16 protein-coding genes and 1 pseudogene are annotated in these 17461 nt (G+C 64.6%); 16 read left to right on the top strand and 1 reads right to left on the bottom strand.

The window, feature by feature from the left end:
• The first annotated feature begins 71 nt into the window (after positions 1 to 71).
• The 4 genes from AYK61_RS22385 to AYK61_RS22370 are packed head-to-tail and all read left to right on the top strand — an operon-like array spanning position 72 to position 4255.
• Positions 72 to 809 carry a GntR family transcriptional regulator gene (locus AYK61_RS22385; protein WP_220709170.1) on the top strand — a complete coding sequence of 246 codons (738 nt, stop codon included), beginning with the start codon at positions 72 to 74 and terminating at the stop codon, positions 807 to 809.
• A gap of 33 nt (positions 810 to 842) precedes the next feature.
• Positions 843 to 1844 carry an ADP-ribosylglycohydrolase family protein gene (locus AYK61_RS22380; RefSeq protein WP_121873165.1) on the top strand — a complete coding sequence of 334 codons (1002 nt, stop codon included), beginning with the start codon at positions 843 to 845 and terminating at the stop codon, positions 1842 to 1844.
• Between the two features lie 30 nt (positions 1845 to 1874).
• Positions 1875 to 3335 carry a cytosine permease gene (locus AYK61_RS22375; RefSeq protein WP_121873164.1) on the top strand — a complete coding sequence of 487 codons (1461 nt, stop codon included), beginning with the start codon at positions 1875 to 1877 and terminating at the stop codon, positions 3333 to 3335.
• Entirely contained in the window at positions 3332 to 4255 is a 924-nt protein-coding gene (locus tag AYK61_RS22370) for a PfkB family carbohydrate kinase (RefSeq protein WP_220709169.1), read from the top strand. The genes AYK61_RS22375 and AYK61_RS22370 overlap by 4 nt, the downstream gene beginning before the upstream one ends.
• Here AYK61_RS22370 and AYK61_RS22365 read toward each other — a convergent pair.
• Positions 4226 to 5281 (bottom strand): LacI family DNA-binding transcriptional regulator, encoded by a 1056-nt coding sequence (locus AYK61_RS22365; RefSeq protein ID WP_121873163.1) that lies wholly within the window; start codon positions 5279 to 5281, stop codon positions 4226 to 4228. The two genes, AYK61_RS22370 and AYK61_RS22365, sit on opposite strands and share 30 nt — an antisense overlap.
• A gap of 112 nt (positions 5282 to 5393) precedes the next feature.
• On the opposite strand from AYK61_RS22365, the gene AYK61_RS22360 reads away from it, so the two are divergent.
• From AYK61_RS22360 to AYK61_RS22310, 12 genes and pseudogenes are all read left to right on the top strand, one after another.
• Positions 5394 to 6428, top strand: a complete 1035-nt coding sequence (locus AYK61_RS22360; protein ID WP_121873162.1) for a formamidase — start codon at positions 5394 to 5396, stop codon at positions 6426 to 6428.
• Positions 6429 to 6587: 159 nt separating this feature from the next.
• On the top strand, positions 6588 to 7220 hold the full coding sequence (locus AYK61_RS22355; RefSeq protein WP_121873161.1) for a flavin reductase family protein: 633 nt from the start codon (positions 6588 to 6590) through the stop codon (positions 7218 to 7220).
• On the top strand, positions 7217 to 8110 hold the full coding sequence (locus tag AYK61_RS22350; protein WP_183130505.1) for a carbon-nitrogen hydrolase family protein: 894 nt from the start codon (positions 7217 to 7219) through the stop codon (positions 8108 to 8110). The genes AYK61_RS22355 and AYK61_RS22350 overlap by 4 nt, the downstream gene beginning before the upstream one ends.
• Positions 8088 to 9119 carry a hypothetical protein gene (locus tag AYK61_RS22345; protein WP_121873159.1) on the top strand — a complete coding sequence of 344 codons (1032 nt, stop codon included), beginning with the start codon at positions 8088 to 8090 and terminating at the stop codon, positions 9117 to 9119. Before AYK61_RS22350 ends, AYK61_RS22345 begins: the two co-directional genes overlap by 23 nt.
• Position 9120: 1 nt before the next feature.
• Entirely contained in the window at positions 9121 to 10380 is a 1260-nt protein-coding gene (locus AYK61_RS22340; protein WP_121873158.1) for an FAD-dependent monooxygenase, read from the top strand.
• Entirely contained in the window at positions 10377 to 11807 is a 1431-nt protein-coding gene (locus tag AYK61_RS22335; RefSeq protein ID WP_237669182.1) for an MFS transporter, read from the top strand. The genes AYK61_RS22340 and AYK61_RS22335 overlap by 4 nt, the downstream gene beginning before the upstream one ends.
• 48 nt (positions 11808 to 11855) lie before the next feature.
• A complete protein-coding gene (locus AYK61_RS22330) occupies positions 11856 to 12656 on the top strand; it encodes a xanthine dehydrogenase family protein subunit M (protein WP_220709168.1) in 801 nt (266 codons plus the stop codon).
• Positions 12653 to 13806 (top strand): annotated as a pseudogene (locus AYK61_RS28065) (xanthine dehydrogenase family protein molybdopterin-binding subunit); the annotation flags it as partial. The gene AYK61_RS22330 and the pseudogene AYK61_RS28065, both read left to right, overlap by 4 nt.
• Positions 13789 to 15018, top strand: coding sequence for a xanthine dehydrogenase family protein molybdopterin-binding subunit (locus tag AYK61_RS28060; protein ID WP_397485759.1), 1230 nt, complete (start codon positions 13789 to 13791; stop codon positions 15016 to 15018). The pseudogene AYK61_RS28065 and the gene AYK61_RS28060, both read left to right, overlap by 18 nt.
• On the top strand, positions 15015 to 15518 hold the full coding sequence (locus AYK61_RS22320) for a (2Fe-2S)-binding protein (RefSeq protein WP_121873157.1): 504 nt from the start codon (positions 15015 to 15017) through the stop codon (positions 15516 to 15518). The genes AYK61_RS28060 and AYK61_RS22320 overlap by 4 nt, the downstream gene beginning before the upstream one ends.
• Positions 15515 to 16141, top strand: coding sequence for an SRPBCC family protein (locus AYK61_RS22315; protein WP_121873156.1), 627 nt, complete (start codon positions 15515 to 15517; stop codon positions 16139 to 16141). The genes AYK61_RS22320 and AYK61_RS22315 overlap by 4 nt, the downstream gene beginning before the upstream one ends.
• A 7-nt stretch (positions 16142 to 16148) precedes the next feature.
• Positions 16149 to 17315 (top strand): XdhC family protein, encoded by a 1167-nt coding sequence (locus AYK61_RS22310; protein ID WP_121873155.1) that lies wholly within the window; start codon positions 16149 to 16151, stop codon positions 17313 to 17315.
• Positions 17316 to 17461: the final 146 nt, after the last annotated feature.

The raw sequence follows: 17461 nt of genomic DNA, 5'->3' as shown, positions 1-17461 counted from the left end.
GTGCTCGTGCCCGTTCCCGTCAAATTAAACAGGCTCTGTACAGGTTCACTTTTGGGATGTAGGGTACTGACATGACCGAGCCCGCTATGACTCAGCGCACATCGGAGCGTGCGCGGCACAAGCGCCATCAGGTGCTCGCCTCACTCAAGAACACCATCGAGTCCGGCGACATCCCCTCGGGTTCGTTCCTGCCAGGAGAGAACGAACTCGCCCGCGAGTTCTCGGTCAGTCGTGGAACCATTCGTTCTGCACTCAGTGAGTTGGAAGATCAGAAACTCATCGAAAAGCGCAGCGGCATAGGGTCACTCGTTACCTTCGATGGCCATCAGATCGAGACCGCCGACGGATGGGCACGGGCGCTGTCGTCTGCGGGAGTCGAGATGCACACCCGTACTCTCCGGGTCGAGCGCATCGTCGATCCCGAGTTGGCAGCCGAGGCCGGTACTTACACACTGAACTTCGTTGCCGTCGACCGAGTGCGGCACGTGGTCGATGGGCGTCCGGTGTCGTTGGAGCGCAGCCGTATCCCAGCACTCGGACCGCTCGCGGACCTGCCCGAGAACGGATTGGTGGGCGACTCGCTGACGGCAACCTTGAGGTCCGCGGGGCTCGTGGCTGCCAGTGGCGAGCAATGGGTCTCGGTGGTTCCTGTCGACGCGGCCGATGCAGCTGTTCTCGAAGTGCCGGTGGGCACCCCGTACCTGCACAGCATTCGTGTCAGTAGAGACGCGTCGGGTCGGTTCGTCGAGAAGGTCGTCAGTCTGCTGGCACCCGACCGCTTTCGGCTCCACCTCACTTTCAATTCCTGAACGATCACCCCACTCTCGGCAAGGACTGTTTCGATGTCTGCTTCACGCGATCGCGCCCTCGGGGCCTTCTACGGTCTGGCGTTGGGCGATGCGCTGGGAATGCCGACACAATCGATGTGCCGCAGGGACATTGCCGAGGACTACGGCCAGTTGCGCGGATTCGTCGACGCCGGCCCACGCCAGTTCATCGCTCACGGAATGCCTGCCGGTTCGATCACCGACGATACCGAGCAAGCGATCATGTTGGCGCAGTTGATCATCGACGGTGCCGGTATCGTGGACCCGACCGCGTTCGCGCACGCCCTGATTGCCTGGGAATCGCGAATGAAGGCACGTGGATCGCTCGACCTCCTCGGTCCGTCGACCAAGCGTGCCGTCGAACGCATTCTCGACGGATCGGATCCGACCGAAGCCGGTAGGTTCGGCAGCACCAATGGCGCAGCCATGCGTATCACCCCTGCGGCAATCGCAGCCTCGCTGGACGGCGGCATGAGCTCGTTCGTCGACGCGATCTACCGATGCAGCTTCGTCACCCACAACACTTCCCTCGGAATAGCCTCTGCCGCAGCGGTTGCCGGCGCGATCAGCGCCGGCATCGCGGGCGCGGACCTACCCGAAGCAGTCGACATCGGTGTTGCTGCTGCGGCCGAGGGCGCCGCCCGCGGATACTGGGTTGCCGGTGGAGACATCGCGACCCGAATCGAGTGGGCGGTCCAGTTGGTCGGTACCACCACCGACGAACACATCACGGTCACGGTCGCCGACATCGTCGGCACGTCCGTTGCGTCACAGGAATCAGTGGTAGCGGCCTTTGCTCTGGCCGTTGCGTACGACGACCCGTGGGACGTCGTACTGGCAGCCGCCACCATCGGCGGCGACACCGACACCATCGCAGCGATAGCAGGTGCGCTCCGCGGTGCCGTCGGTGGCCTGGCAGCGTGGCCCGGCGAAGCGATTCGAACGGTCATCGACGTCAACTCGCTCGATCTCGAGCCCCTCGTCGACCGGCTGCTCGCTCTCCGTAATACGAACTGACACAGTTCGACTCACTCTTGGAGCACAACCATCACCCCTTCCTCCTCCGTCTCGGAAACTACAGCCGACGCACTGTCGCTGGAGACTCGCGGCATCGAGCCCGTCCCGGACAACGAGCGCAACGGTAATCCGCTACAACTGTTCTGGGTGTGGTTCGCCGCGAACATTTCCATCCTGGGTCTCCCGCTCGGCGCCACTCTCGTGGTCTTCACCGGGCTGAATATCTGGCAGGCGCTGATCGTCGCGCTGATCGGTGCCGCCGGATCCTTCGCCATCGTCGGCATCGTCTCGATCGCAGGTAAACGCGGTGGTGCCCCCAGTCTCACACTGTCGCGGGCCACATTCGGGGTCCGAGGCAACATCGGACCCACATTGGTGTCGTTGATGTCGCGGCTCGGTTGGGAAACCGTCAACACCACCACCGCAGCATTCGTGCTGCTGTCGATCTTCACTCTGATCTTCGGTGGATCCGGTGCCGCGAAAGATCACCCTGTCGTGACGATCGTGTCCATCGTCATCTTCATCGTGCTCACGCTCGTCGTCAGCGGGCTGGGACACTCGGCGATACTCGTCATCCAGCGCTGGTCGACGTGGGTTTTCGGTGCCCTGAACATCTTCGTTGCAGTCTTCTTGATCGCCACCGTCGACTGGACCGCTGTGACGAGTACCCCGGCCGGATCGATCAGCGCGATGGTCATCGGTATCGGAACCATCGCCGCCGGAACAGGTATCGGCTGGGCCAACGCCGGAGCCGACATGTCGCGCTATCAGCGCAAGAGCGTCGGAGCCGGTTCGTTGGTGCTGTCCAGTGCGGCGGGTGCCGGTATTCCGCTCGTACTGCTGATCGGACTCGGCGCACTGCTCTCGGCCGGCGACAACAGCCTCGCTTCGGCGTCGGATCCGGTCGCAGCGATCCGGGAGATTCTGCCGGCCTGGATGGCCGTTCCGTACCTGATCACCGCATTCGGCGGATTGCTTCTGTCCAATCATCTTTCGGTCTACTCGGCCAGTCTGACCACGTTGACACTCGGCTTCCGGATCAAGCGGGTCTACGCGGTCGCAGTCGACGTGTTCGTCACGTTCGTCGGTGCGATCTACTTCATGCTGATCTCCGACGGTTTCTACGGCCCGTTCATCACGTTCATCTCGGTTCTCGCGGTTCCGCTCACGGCATGGCTCGGGGTGTTCATGTCCGACATGATCAAGCGCAAGACCTACGACGCGGCATCGATCATGAACATCGGGAACACCAGCCGCTATTGGTATTCCGGCGGAGTCAACTGGTACGCGTTCGCGAGCTGGGCAGCGGGCATCGTCGTCGGGTTCCTGTTCACTGCCATCGCTGTGGATGGCGACGTCATCTACACCGGGCCGTTGTCGGGCAGCTGGATCGGTGACAACGGTCTCGGCTGGGTCGCGTCGTTCGTGGTCGCCGCCGGTCTGTACCTCGCCACCGGGGGAGCGCGCCGCACCGAGACCGTAGCGCGGTGAGTCCGCGGCTGATCCACACCGGCCAAGTCATCGTCGACGTCGTGATGGCCGTCCCCGAGGTCCCGACTCCGGGCGGAGACGTCGTGGCAACGTCACTGAACCAGACTGCCGGAGGCGGCCTCAACGTCATGGTGGCTGCGATTCGCGATGACCTTCCCGTCGTCTTCGCCGGTAGGTTCGGTTCGGGTCACTACGGCTCGATCGTCCGAGACGCGCTCGCTGTCAGCGGGGCCAACGTGGTCAATGATCGACCACTGCAGAAGGATTCGGGGTTCTGTATCGCCCTCGTCGACGCGAATGCCGAGCGAACATTTGTGACGTACCCGGGAGCCGAGGCCGAACTGGGCGCTGCGGACCTGGAGGCAACCGGGGTTCGACGCGGTGATCTGGTGTACGTCACCGGATACGGACTGGCACACGAGAGCAACGCTGCGGCACTGATGAACTGGCTTCCGACGCTGCCGGACGAAGTCGTGGTCTTGTTCGATCCGTCCCCGCTGATCGAGACTCTGGACCGATGCGTCGTGGACGCCGTACTCGCTCGGGCCGACATCGTGAGTGTCAATCTGCGCGAGGGTGCGCTCATGACGGGTGCGGTCGACATCGATTCCATCGCGGTCGGATTGGCCGAGCGGGTGCGCTCTGCGGCATCGGTGGTACTGCGTACCGGTCCGGAGGGGTGCCGGATCGCGAGCGCCGGACGGCCGTCCCGGTCGGTGCCCGGGTTTGCGGTGCAGGCGGTCGACTCCAACGGTGCAGGCGACGCGCACGCCGGTGTGTTGTTGGCAGGACTGTCGCGCGGACTCGACCTGTACGAGGCGGCATTGCGGGCGAATGCTGCTGCAGCGCTTGCCGTCACCGAACGTGGACCAGCGACGGCCCCGCTTCGATCACGTACCGACGCGTTGGTCGGAGAGTGAGGGGGCAGTTCGCCCCGGAACGGTGGAGTCGCGGACGACCAGTGTCGGTGTGAGTGCCACCGAGGACACCGGTAGTCCGTGGGTGACGGCCAACAGCATTTCGGCTGCGCGTGTGCCGATTTCGCGGTGCGGACTGTGAATTGTCGTCAAAGGCACCGTCAGTTCGCTGCAGATCGAGATGTCGTTGTAGCCGACGACGGCGATGTCGCGTCCCGGCTGCAATTCCGCTTCGCGCAGCACGCCGAGGACTCCGATGGCGCTGAAATCGTTGGTCGCGAAGATCGCCGTCGGAGGTTTCGGCAATGCCAGAAGTGCTGTGGCCCCGCGTCGTCCGGCCTCGGGATCGAAACCCTCTTCCCGAACGTACTCGTCCGGAACGTCGATTCCTGCGTCGCGGAGGGCAGCCCGGCAGCCCTCCAATCGGTCGATTCCGGTGCTGGCCCACGCCGGACCCGACACGATCCCCACTCGGGTGTGGCCGAGTCTGGCCAAGTGCTCGCCGGCGAGGTAGCCGCCCCGATGGTCGTCGCACGTCACCGAGGTCATCCCGGGGTATCGACGGCTGATGAGCACGAACTTGATCCCTCGGCGGTGGAGGTCTTCGAGGTTCTCGCTGTCGAGGCGAGCATCACCGAAGATGAGGCCGTCGACGTTGCGGCCGAGCAACAGATCGATGCGTCGACGCTGTTGAATCGGATCGTCGTGAGTGTTGGCGACGAAGGTCTCGTACCCGGCACGGTTCGCAGTTTCCTCGATGGCGTCGTACATCGCGGAGAGCACCACGTCGGTCAATCGCGGGACGAGTACTCCGAACGCGGTGGATTTCTTGGTGGTCAAGCTCGCCGCGTTGGGGTTGGGGACGTAGTCCATCTCGCGGGCCAGCTCGAACAATCGCAGATCTCCGGCGCTGGCACCGGCAGGGTCGAGCGCAACGCGTCGCAGAGCTCGGGAGACGGTCGAAACATGTACTCCCGCAGCAGCTGCGACCGTCTTGAGCGTGACGCTTCCCGAAGTAGTGCTGTCCACTGGCGGTTCCCCTCGATCCTCCGTCGGCGCTGCCCCGACCCCTGATGACCCCTAAGCTAGCACCGTGCGCAATCGTTTGCGCAACAAGTTGCCCTCGAGGAACGGACATTCGATGACAGGTCTTGGTGGTCTCAATCCGTCGCCGACGTCTCTCACGCTCGGCCTGGTTCAGCAGCAGGTTCCGCTGATCACGAGCATGGATGATGTCGACGCGACGACCGATCGCGTGTGCCGGCAGTTGCGCGAGGCGAAGGCCGGGTTCGGGGCGCTCGACCTCGTGGTGTTTCCGGAGTACTCGCTGCACGGTCTACGCAAGTCGTCGTGGGCGTCCGACGAGGTGATGTGCGACATGGACGGTCCGCAGGTGGAGCGATTGCGCGACGCGTGCCGTGAGTCGACAGTGTGGGGTTGCTTCAGCATCATGGAACGCAACCCCGGCGGAGCGCCGTTCAACTCCGGAATCATCGTCGACGACCGAGGCGACATAGCCCTGTACGTCCGCAAACTGCATCCCTGGACGCCCAAGGAGCCATGGGAACCGGGCGACATCGGTCTACCGGTCTGCCCGGGGCCCAAGGGCTCGGTGCTGTCGCTGTTGATCTGCCACGACGGAATGTTTCCCGAGATGGCGCGTGAGGCGAGCTACCGCGGTGCCAACGTGTTGCTGCGCACGGCCGGGTACAAGTTTCCGCTGCGGCAGTCCTGGCGTATCACCAACGAGGCCAACGCTTTTCACAATCTGGCGTACACGGCGTCGGTGTGTCTGGCGGGGGAGGACGGCAACGGCATCCCGTCCATGGGCGAGGCGATGGTGTGCGACTACGAAGGAACGATCATCGAGCGCGGCGATTCCACACCCGATCGGGTGGTGACCGTGTCGATCGAGCCCGCCAGGGCCGATGCGGCACGTCGCGAGTGGGGAGTGGAGAACAACATCTATCAACTGGGTCATCGTGGGTACACCGCGCTCGACGGAGGGGCGCGCGATTGCCCGTACACCTACGTCCGCGATCTCGCCGACGGAACCTACCGAGTTCCGTGGGAGGACGAGGTTCACATCGTCGACGGGACCTCGGAGGGATATGGACCCCCGCGCCGACACGGCAGTCCGATCGATACGGCCAGGGCCGGGATGCGCGGCGAGTAAGGCGCAGGTTACGCAGCCGGTGCCCGTGTAACGGTGCCATTAATTGGTTTCGGATTTGTCGCCCAAAGCTCGACATCGACTGAGAAACCCCTCTATCGTCAGAGCAACGCAATCGGTTGCACGACCGGTTGCACAGCAAGCGAAAGAAGGCTCGTTTCGATGACTTCCCAGGTAGGCGACTCTCTGGAGCTCACGGATCGCACCCGCCACGACATCGACTCGATGTCGTCGGGGGATGTGTACAAACTGCTGTCCTGTGCAGTGCAGCCTCGTCCGATCGCATGGATCTCGACCGTTTCCGGCGACGGCGTCCGCAACCTCGCACCGTTCAGCTTCTTCAACGTCGCCTCGCGCAATCCGGCGACGCTGATGATCTCCATCGGTGAACGCATCGGGTTCCCAGGAGAGCTGAAGGACACGCTGGTCAACATTCGCGAGACCGGCGAATTCGTCGTCAACATTCCGTCCGCCGACACCGTGGACGCGGTGACAGCGAGTTGCGCCACCGTCGACACGGAGGTCGACGAATTCGAGCTCTCGCACATGACCGCGGTGCCGTCGGTGTCGGTCGCGGCCCCGTCGGTGCTCGAATCCCTGGTGTCTCTCGAATGCCGCACCATGCAGGAAATCGCACTCGGCACGGACACTCTGGTGTTGGGGACCGTGACGGCGGTGACCAGCAGGCCCGGCCTGCTCACCGCCGACCTGCACGTCGATACTCTCGAACACCGTTTCCTGGGCCGGCTGGCGGGCCCGTTCTACACCACCGACATGAATCGGGTGGCGCAGTGACGGCCTCGGCCCGTCTGCGCGGCGTCGACACCGAGTCGATTGTCGATACGTTCGATATCGCTGTGGTGCAGACCGGTTCGCGAATCGGGGCTTGGCAGCAGAACATCGACGCGGTGCGCGCGGAGGTGCAGTCTCTCGCCGCGGGCGGATCGAAGTTGATCGTTCTGCCCGAATTGTTCGCCAGCGGTTACGATCTCGACAGCATCGAAACGATGGCCGAGTCCGTACCCGGTCGAACGTCGACCGCGCTCGGAGCACTCGCCGCCGAAACCGACACGGTTCTGGTGACGGCCATCGCGTTTCGTGATGCCGACGGAGTCGTCTTCGACAGCTCGCTCGTCGTGGGTCCCGGCGGCCTGATCGCATTGGGACACAAGCGCTTTCTGTGGGACCGAGAGAAATCGGTGTTCACTCCCGGCGCGGAGAGCGGACTGCTGGTGAGCACTCCGTTCGGCACCATCGGCGTCGTGATCTGCTACGAGGCAGGGTTCCCCGAGACGGTCCGAGACCTCGTCCAGCGAGGAGCCGATGTGATCGCCGTACCGTCGGCCTTCGGACACGTCCGTTTGCACGTGTGGAAGCTGCTCACTCGCTCCCGAGCACTCGAGAACGGCGTCGTCGTCGCGGCCGCCGGACTCACCGGACAGACCGGCGACGGCCCACGGTTCGCGGGCCACAGCGTGATCGTCGGACCGCAGGGGCGCACCATCGTCGAGATGGACGAGAGCGTCGGATCGGTCTCGGCGACAGTGACTCGCCGTGAGTTGCTCGACGCACGCGACGAAGTGCCTTATCTGAAAGACCTTGCCCGCCTGGGCGGAATCACCGACAACGATTCAACCGAGAACCCTCACGAGAGGAACCGAGATGTTCGATCTGCGATCAGCTGATCTCCTGCGCGCGTTCACCCGTCAGCTCGAGCTGTGCAAAGTTCAGCCAGGAGAGCAGGTGGTGATTCTCGCGGAGCCGTCGAGCCGCGGTGATTACGTCTCGGCTGCATTCGGGGCGGCTCAGAGTTTGGGCGCACAGGTACTCTCGGCCACCGTTCCCGGCGGCAGTCCGGCACCGATGCCGAGCACCCACACCGGTGCCGGCCCCGGTCTGGTGTCGGTCATGAACAGTTCGGTCGCTCAGGACATGCTCAAGGGAGCCGATCTCGTGGTCGATCTGACCAGCGAGGGCTTCATCCACGCTCCCATCCAGCAGGAGATCCTGGCCGCCGGAACACGCATCATTTTCGTGTGCGACGCCCCGGACGTGCTCATCAGGAACATGCCGCAGGACGGCGACAAGGAACGGGTGCAGGCAGGCGTCGATCTGATCCGCAACGGTTCGACGATGCGCATCACCAACGAGGCCGGCACCGATCTCACCGTGCAACTGAGCAATTCGCAGCCCGAGTTCCAGGTGGGCTTCGCCGACGACAAGGGACGCTGGGATCACTGGCCGTCGACCATGGTGTTGTGTTGGCCGGAGATCTCCAACGGACAGATCGTGTTGTCCGAGGGCGACATCCTGCTGCCGTTCAAGGAGTACGTCCGCGACAGGACAACACTGACCGTCACCAACGGACACATCGACGAGGTCACCGGCGGTGGCGAGGCGGCTCTGCTCAACATGTTCTTCGCCGACTCCAACGACAAATGGGCGCGCTACCTGTCCCACATGGGTTGGGGATTGATGAAGACCGGAGACTGGTTCGCGGCCGCGATGTACGGCAAGGACGACATCATGGGCATGGACGCCCGAGCCTTCGCCGGCAGCTTCCTGTGGTCCACCGGCCCGCACCCCGTACTCGGCCGAGACTCCTACGCACACCTCGACATCGGAATGCGCGCCTGCACCGTATCCATCGACGGCATCGACGTCGTCACCGAAGGCCGATTGGTGGAGAACTGACATGGCACCGATCGAAGTGGTCGTCGCAGGCGGCGGTCTGGGCGGGCTGACCGCGGCGCTCTCGCTGCGACACAGAGGAATCCAGGTGACGGTACTCGAAGCCGCCGCCGAACTCGGCGAGGTCGGTGCCGGCATCCAGACCGCACCGAACGCGAGCCGCATCCTGATAGCCCTCGGTATGCGCGAGAAGCTCGAAGCGATCAAGACCGAACCGATGGACCAGGTGCGTAGGCGCTGGGAGAACGGCAAGGTCATCGCGCTCACCGCGCTCGGCGAATACTGCAAGAAGACCTTCAACGCGCCGTATTGGCACTACCACCGTGCGGACCTGCACTCCGCCATCCATGCACAGTGCCTCGACCCCGACGGCCCGGGCCCGGTCGTGGTGTTCGAGACCGACGCGAAGGTCGTCGAGGTCGACCGCACCAATCCGATGCGGCCCGTCGCGGTGACCGGAGCAGGACGTCGATACGAATCGGATCTGCTCATCGGAGCCGACGGAATCCGCTCGACGGTACGCGATCTCATCGGCCTGCCCGACACGTTGGTGTTCTCCGGCGAAATGGCCTATCGCGCACTCATTCCGGGTGATCGCATCGTCAAGGACCCGGCGACCCGCTGGCTCGTCGACCGATACCAGAGCACCATCTGGTACGGACCCGACCGACACCTGGTGCACTACATGATCCGAAACGGCGAATACCTCAATGTCGTTGCGCTGGCACCGTGTACCGACGAGGTCCGCGACGGTGGACCACGGCTCGTCGGGCCCGAGGAACTGATGGCGACGTTCCCCGACTGGGACGACCGCGCCCACGCGATGCTGTCCAAGGCCGACGAGAACGTGCTGTGCCAGGCGCTCTACTACCGCAGGCCCGACCCGCGTTGGACCGACGGCCGCGTAGCGCTGCTGGGCGATGCCTGCCACGCCATGCTGCCGTACCAGGCGCAAGGTGCCTCGCAGGCCATGGAAGATGCCGCCGTGCTGGCCGAGGAACTCGCGAAGGTGACCTCGAGCGGAATCGACGACGCGTTGGCGCGCTACGTCTTTCGCCGGGCCCGGCACGCACGGATGGTGCAGGACGCGAGCCTGCAGAACAAGACCTTCTACCACATACCCGATGGACCCGAGCAGCAGAAGCGGGACGCGACACTGGCGTCGTTCGATGGGGAGTCCGACATCTCGTACGACTGGCTGTGGAGCGGTACCCCGCTCGACGACAGCGACGACGAGAAATTCCATTACTCGTTCGTCCGATGACGACCTCGGACCACAACACCGCGCCGGAGGCTGCGATGAAGACTGGTGATCAGGTAGTACAGGAACTCCCCTGGAAATGGGGTGTGCAGGGCAAGATCTTCATCATCGGCGGACTGGGTTACATGTTCGACGCCTGGGACGTGGCGCTGAACGGTTTCTTGACGCCGCTGCTCGGAAGTTACTGGGATCTGTCCCAGGCCGAGCGCGGGCTCGTCGCCACCGGCAACCTGATCGGCATGGCCGTCGGAGCCGTCGTGTGGGGAACGATCGCAGACAGGGTCGGGCGTAAGCGTGCATTCTCGTTGACGCTGTTGATCTTTGCGCTGTTCTCCGTCCTCGGTGCTTTCGCGCCGAACTTCGAGATCTTCATCATCCTGCGGTTCCTCGCAGGGTTCGGCCTCGGCGGCTGCATCCCGGTGGACTACGCGTTGGTCAGCGAATTCTCGCCCCGCCGCATTCGCGGCAAGATTCTGTCCGCGATGGACGTCTGGTGGCCGATCGGTGCCACCATCTGCGGCGTCGTGGCAACACTTCTGGTCCCGATCGACGGTGATGTTCGCTGGCGCTACATGCTGCTGTTCATGGTTCTGCCTGCGCTGCTGCTGTTCTGGGTCCGACGCGGCATCCCGGAGTCACCCATCTACCTCGCCAAGGTCGGGCGAGAAGCCGAGGCCCGCGCCGTCATCGACGACATGGTGACCCGCACCGGATCCGAGGCCGTCGAGTACGTCATCGTCGCCGACACCGCCCCGAAGGGACCGGGCGGCATGAAAGCTGCTCTCACACAGCTCAAGTCGGTCTGGCGCTACAGCCCGCGCATCACCGCCGCGGCCTGGATGCTGTTCGTGTCGATCATGCTGCTCTACTACGCAGCGCTGAGCTGGATGCCATCCATCCTCCGCGCCGAGGGCTACGGTGAGTTCGCAGCCTTCGCCGGTACGACGCTCATGACCGGAGTCGGCATCGTCGGTGTGCTCACCTCGGCGTTCATCGTGGAGATCTTCGGACGCAAATGGGTCATCGGGCTGTCCGGCCCGATTGCGGGTAGTGCGCTGGTCATGTTCGCCGTCATGCTCGACATTCAATCCGCTGCGCTGATCTGGCTCGGCATCTTCGGCTTCGTCATTCAGCTGACCATTCCGGTGCTCTACTGCTACGTCTCGGAGCTGTATCCCACCAATATTCGCGCTTCGGGATTCGGCTACGCGTCCTCGGTGAGCCGGGTGGCCACGGGCTTCGCGCCACTGCTCTTCGGCTCCGTGATGTGGCCGATCCTGGGTCTTCCGTTGACCTTCGGCATCGTCACCGCGTTCGTGTTGTTCGCGGTGATCTGGATGGCGTACTTCGCACCGGAGACCAAGGGACGCGAACTCGACACCCTCGTCGACGAACCCACCGAGGTAGTCGCAGGCGAGGCTCGGGTCTGATGAAGCCCGCACAGTTCGACTACCACCGCGCGCGATGTCTCGGGTGCAGTGCGGCTGCTGGCCGAGCTGGGCGAGGACGCGAAGATCATCGCCGGAGGCCAGTCCTTGGTCGCCATGATGAACTTCCGCCTCGCCCGGCCCGGGCACCTGATCGACGTGGGTGGGTTGAACACTCTGCGATACATCCGCCGAGAATCCGACGGCCTGCACATCGGAGCGCTCACCACCCACCACGACGTCGAATCCGGTCACGTGGGAACGGACTTCGCTGTTCTTCGCGACGCCATGCGGTGGGTGGGGCACTACCCGATCCGTACCCGCGGCACCGTCGGGGGCAGCATCGCCCATGCGGACGCCACCGCAGAATGGTGCCTGCTCGCCATCCTGCTCGACGCCCGGATCGTCGTCGAGAGCGTGCGGGGGCGGCGAACCGTCGAGGCGGACGCGTTCTTCTTCGGGTACTACTCCACCGATCTCGCGTTCGACGAGATGATCGTCGAGATCGTGTTCCCGAACCCGGCACCGCACGCAGCAGTGACCGAATATGCCGAGCGACAGGGCGATTTCGCGATCGTGGGTGCAGCGGTGTCCCTCGATCTCGACGGGGTGGCCGTGGTCGGCGGACGCGTCGCCCTCGCGGGCGTCGGCGCGACGCCGATGCGATCGCCGGCAGGCGAGGCCGCGCTCGCCGCCGGTGGAACGTTCGCCGACTGCGCGGACGCCGCAGCCGAAGCACTGGAACTGGAGGACGAGGGCATGTTCACCGCAGAGTACCGCCGCACCCTGGTGCGCACGTTGGTCGCCGAAGCCTGCAGCGACGCACTGGTCTCGCAGGGGGTGCCCACATGAGCGTCGATCAGGTCCTCACGCCGAAATTCGTCGGCACCTCGGTCGCCCGCCGGGAAGACCCGCGGTTGCTCACCGGCCGAGGCAGATTCGTCGACGACATCGCGATGCCGGGAATGTTGCACGCTCAGTTCGTACGCAGCACCGTCGCGGCCGGCTCGATCACCGGTCTGGACGTCGGTGATGTCGCCGGAGTCGAGGGAGTGCGCGGCGTCTTCACCGCGGCGGACCTGGAGCTGCGGCCGATCCGAGCCGAATTATCCCGTCCACTCAGCGAATTCGTGCCCACCGACATGCCCGTACTGGCGCACGACGTCGTGCGCTACGTCGGTGAGCCACTGGCCATCGTCGTCGCCGCCGATGCCTACAGCGTCGAGGACGGGCTCGAAGCGGCACGGGTGTCGTACCGGACCGTCACCGCCGTCACCTCCGCAGACCAGGCCATGTCCGACGGCGTACCCCTGGTGCACGATTCGGTTCCGAACAACACCGTCGTGGACGTACAGATGTTCGCCACCGAGGGCATCGACGAGATTTTCGACGACGCGCACACCGTCGTGTCCGTGCGATCGCGCACCGGGCGTCAGAACGCGCTTCCGCTCGAGACCCGCGGCTGCATCGCGTACTGGGACGACCGCGACAAGCAGCTGATCGTCCACATCTGTACACAGGTGCCGCACCAGGTTCGGACCGTCACCGCGCTGTGCCTCGGGCTCGACGAGCGAGAGGTCCGTGTCGTGGTACCCGACATGGGTGGCGGCTTCGGACAGAAGTGCGTCGTCGGTCGCGAGGAGATCGCCGTCGCCGCAGCCGCATTGAAGCTCCGCCGCCCGGTCAAATGGATCGAGGACCGCAAGGACGCACTGACGGCGTCGTTCCTGGCGCGCGAACAGCAGTACGACGTGCGGGCAGCGTTCGATTCCGAGGGGCACATTCTCGGCCTCGACGCAGATGTCGTGTGCGATATGGGCGCGTACTCGTGCTACCCCTTCACCGCAGGCATCGAGCCGCTCATGGCCTCGGCCGAAATGCCGGGGTGTACCAGGTTCCGGCATATCGGGTGCGGGGCCGTTCCGTGTTCAGCAACAAGGCACCGACCGCGCCGTACCGCGGGGTGTCCCGCCCGCAGTACGTCATGGTGATGGAGCGGCTGTTCGAGCGAGCGGCCCGCGAACTGAACCTCGATGCGGTGGAGATCAGACGGCGCAACGTCATCACCGCTTTCCCCTACACCGGCGTCAACAACATCACCTACGATCCGGGCTCCTACCTCGAGGCACTGAACCTGTGCGAGCAGATGCTACTAGACGGTGGGTGGTACGACTTCCAGGAGCGGGCGACCGCAGACGGCCGACACATCGGCATCGGATACTCGTGCTTCAGCGAGCGAACCGGCTACGGCAGCAGCGCATTCGCGGCCCGCAAGATGAACGTGGTGCCGGGATTCGACATCTCGGAGGTCCGGATGGACACCTCCGGCACGGTGGTCGTGACGACCGGCACAATGAGCCACGGCCAGAGCCACGAGACCACCATGGCGCAGATCGTCGCAGACCGGCTCGGCATCGACGTCGAACAGGTCAAGATCGTGCAGGGCGACACCGACCGCATCACCTACGGCTTCGGGTCGTTCGCCTCCCGCTCGATCACCATCGGCGGTAGCGCGGTGGCGTTGGCGTCGAACAAGCTGGGAGACAAACTGTGTGAGATCGCGGCGCACCTGATGGAGACCCGTGACGACAACGTCGAGCTGGCCTCGGGCCGCGTCCGTCAGCGCGACGACCACTCGAAGTACGTCACCTACCGGGACATCGCCGACGTCGCGTACCTGAAGGCGCAACTGCTACCGAAGGGCGTCGAACCCGGATTGTCCGCGACGGCCAGCTTCGACGTGTTCAACGACGGCACGTTCTCCAACGCCACCCACGGCGTCGTGGTGGAGTTGCACGAGGGCACCGGCCGAGTGGAGATTCTGAAGTACGTGTGCGTCGAGGACTGCGGCGTCGCCATCAACCCCAAGATCGTCGAAGGCCAGTGCCGGGGCGGAATCGCCCAGGGCATCGCCGGCGCGTTGTTCGAGCAGGTCTCGTACGACGACCACGGAAACCCACTGTGCGCCAGCTTCATCGACTACAAGGTGCCCACCGCCTGCGAGATCCCCGACATCGAGATCCATCACCTCGAAACGCCATGCCTGTTCACCGAATCCGGAGCCAAGGGAGCCGGTGAGGGCGGCACGATCGGGGCACCCGCCGCCGTGCTCAACGCCGTCAACGACGGATTGCGTTCCACCGGAGTCGAACTGAACGACACACCGATCACCCCTGTGGCAGTACAGGCAGCACTGGCGAAGGGAAGGCCATGAGCAACAAGCAACTGATCGAACTGAACGTCAACGGCACCGTCCACGAGGTGATCACCGAACCACGCCGAACTCTGGTCGATGTACTGCGGCACGACCTGCAGCTCACCGGAACACACGTCGGCTGCGAGCACGGCGTGTGCGGGGCCTGCACCGTGCTGATCGACGGCAAGCCGGCCCGCGCGTGCCTGACGTTCGCAGCGCAGGTGGAGAACTCGGACATCGAGACCGTCGAATCGCTCGGCAACGACGGCGAACTGAACGATCTGCAGCAGGCCTTCGCAGACCACCACGGCCTGCAATGCGGCTTCTGCACACCGGGATTCCTGATGCTGGCCGAGGGCTACCTCGCCGACAACCCCGATGCCACCAAGGAACAGATCCGCGAGGTGGTGGCATCGAACTACTGCCGCTGTACCGGATATCAAACCATCGTCGAGGCCATCGACTCGTGCGCCGAGCAGCGCCGCTGCGCCGGCTGTGTGAACGGAGTTCGCAAGTGATACTGACCAATACACTCGACATCGACGCGTCCGCCGAGGACGTGTTCCGATTGATCAACGACGTCGAGAAGGTGGCGACGTGCGTACCGGGGGCCGCCATCACGGGTAAGGACGGCGAGACCTACCTCGGTGGAGTCAAGGTCAAAGTAGGCCCGATCAGTGCGTCGTACGCCGGCACGATTCGATTCCTCGAGGTCGACGCCGAGACGCGCACGCTCACACTTGAGGCCAAAGGAGCGGACTCGCACGGCAACGGCGACGCCGAGGCCCAGGTCGATCTCGCGGTCGAGTCGATCGGTGACCGTTCGCGGTTGACCCTGAACACCGATCTGGTGATCAGCGGCAAGATCGTCTCGTTCGGCAAGGGCGCGATCGTGGCGGTGTCGAACAAGGTCCTGCAACAGTTCGCCGTCAATCTCGGTGCGCTGCTCAGTGGTTCGGCTACGGCCGAATCAACCCCGCCTTCGGCGGTGAAGGCCGCTGTTCCGAGCCCGATGGACGGCGAATTGAATGCGATGTCTCTGATGCCCGAACCGGTGCGCAAATACGCGCCGATTGCCGGCATCTTCCTCGCCGGAATGGTCGAGGGATGGTTGGTGTCCAGGGCTTTCGGGCGACGGTAGGTTCGCGATGCTCGACTTCGCCGCCACACTCCACGACTGGTTCATCAGCGGACGGCCGTTCGGTGTGGCCACCGTCGTGGCAACCTCCGGCAGTGCGGTCCGAGAGGTGGGTGCCGTCATGGCCGTCGACGCCGGCGGCGGAGCACTCGGAGGTGTATCCGGCGGATGCGTCGAAGGTGCAGTGTTCGACGCTGCGGTGTCGGCGGCGACGGGTGGATTCGTTGATCGGCTTCGATTCGGCGTCGCGGCAGATGACCCGTTCGCCATCGGGCTCACCTGCGGCGGCACCATCGAGGTCGTGGTGGACCGAGTCGATCGGAACAGCCGCCCGCACTACGGACAGCTGTTGGAGCGAATCATGTCGCGATCTTCGGTTGCCGAAGTGACCGTCGCCTCCGGTGCTGCGGGCGGTCACCTCGTGGTGACGGCCGACGATTCGTTCGGCTCCATCGGCCACCCGCTTCTCGACGCTGGAGCCACCGAGCTCGCTCGGGTCATGTTGGCGGACGGATCGAGCGGACTTCGTGAGATCGACGCCGTCGAGGTCTTCGTGCGATCGTTCCCGGCTCCGCCGCTACTGATCGTCTTCGGCGCGCTCGACCTCGCCGACTCCGTCGCCCGGGCAGCCGCGATCGTGGGATACCGCACCGTGGTGTGCGACGCTCGGCCGATCTTCGCTACGGCCGAACGCTTTCCACACGCCGACGAGGTCGTGGTGGCCTGGCCGCACGAGTATCTGACGGCTCAGTGGGGCAAGGGATCGATCGGCGGCTCCACCGCACTGTGTGTACTGACGCACGATGAGAAGTTCGATGTCCCGCTGCTCGACGTCGCGGTACGCACCCCGGCCGGCTACATCGGCGTGCTGGGGAGCCGTCGAACACACGAGGATCGCCGTCGCCGACTCCTTGCACGCGGGGTCGACGCGGATTCTTTGGCGCGGTTGGCCTCGCCCGTGGGTCTGGATCTCGGTGGGCGTAGCCCCGGAGGGACCGCGTTGTCGATCGTGGCCGAAATGGTCGCGGTATCGAACGGGCGCTCCGGCGGACGGTTGCGCGACGGCACGGGATCGCTGCACGGCCGTGAGGACGGTGCCCTCCGCAGCGCCCCGGGGATCGGTGCGTCGGTCGCAGGCACTACGCCCGACGGTGCCAGCACTTGTCCGACGCTGTAGGCCACCTGCCGCGCCCGAGTTCGTCCGAAACGGATCGAAGGGAACCGATCGGCTCGGCGGTGCAAGGCAGGCAACCGAACCGATGTACGCCACGCCCAACCTGATGCGACGCCCCCTCGATTCGGGAGAGATTCGCGCAAACCCGT

Source organism: Rhodococcus sp. SBT000017 (assembly GCF_003688915.1).
Lineage (GTDB): Bacteria > Actinomycetota > Actinomycetes > Mycobacteriales > Mycobacteriaceae > Rhodococcoides.
This window is presented reverse-complemented; position numbering and strand designations above follow the sequence as displayed.

What these genes read in the sequence shown, in the direction of transcription:
- AYK61_RS22340 (WP_121873158.1), top strand. Translation starts at nt 9,121, where the DNA reads ATGGCACCGATCGAAGTGGTCGTCGCAGGCGGCGGTCTGGGCGGGCTG.
- AYK61_RS22360 (WP_121873162.1), top strand. Translation starts at nt 5,394, where the DNA reads ATGACAGGTCTTGGTGGTCTCAATCCGTCGCCGACGTCTCTCACGCTC.
- AYK61_RS22310 (WP_121873155.1), top strand. Translation starts at nt 16,149, where the DNA reads ATGCTCGACTTCGCCGCCACACTCCACGACTGGTTCATCAGCGGACGG.
- AYK61_RS22385 (WP_220709170.1), top strand. Translation starts at nt 72, where the DNA reads ATGACCGAGCCCGCTATGACTCAGCGCACATCGGAGCGTGCGCGGCAC.
- AYK61_RS22335 (WP_237669182.1), top strand. Translation starts at nt 10,377, where the DNA reads ATGACGACCTCGGACCACAACACCGCGCCGGAGGCTGCGATGAAGACT.
- AYK61_RS22345 (WP_121873159.1), top strand. Translation starts at nt 8,088, where the DNA reads ATGTTCGATCTGCGATCAGCTGATCTCCTGCGCGCGTTCACCCGTCAG.
- AYK61_RS22380 (WP_121873165.1), top strand. Translation starts at nt 843, where the DNA reads ATGTCTGCTTCACGCGATCGCGCCCTCGGGGCCTTCTACGGTCTGGCG.
- AYK61_RS22355 (WP_121873161.1), top strand. Translation starts at nt 6,588, where the DNA reads ATGACTTCCCAGGTAGGCGACTCTCTGGAGCTCACGGATCGCACCCGC.
- AYK61_RS28060 (WP_397485759.1), top strand. Translation starts at nt 13,789, where the DNA reads ATGGTGATGGAGCGGCTGTTCGAGCGAGCGGCCCGCGAACTGAACCTC.
- AYK61_RS22320 (WP_121873157.1), top strand. Translation starts at nt 15,015, where the DNA reads ATGAGCAACAAGCAACTGATCGAACTGAACGTCAACGGCACCGTCCAC.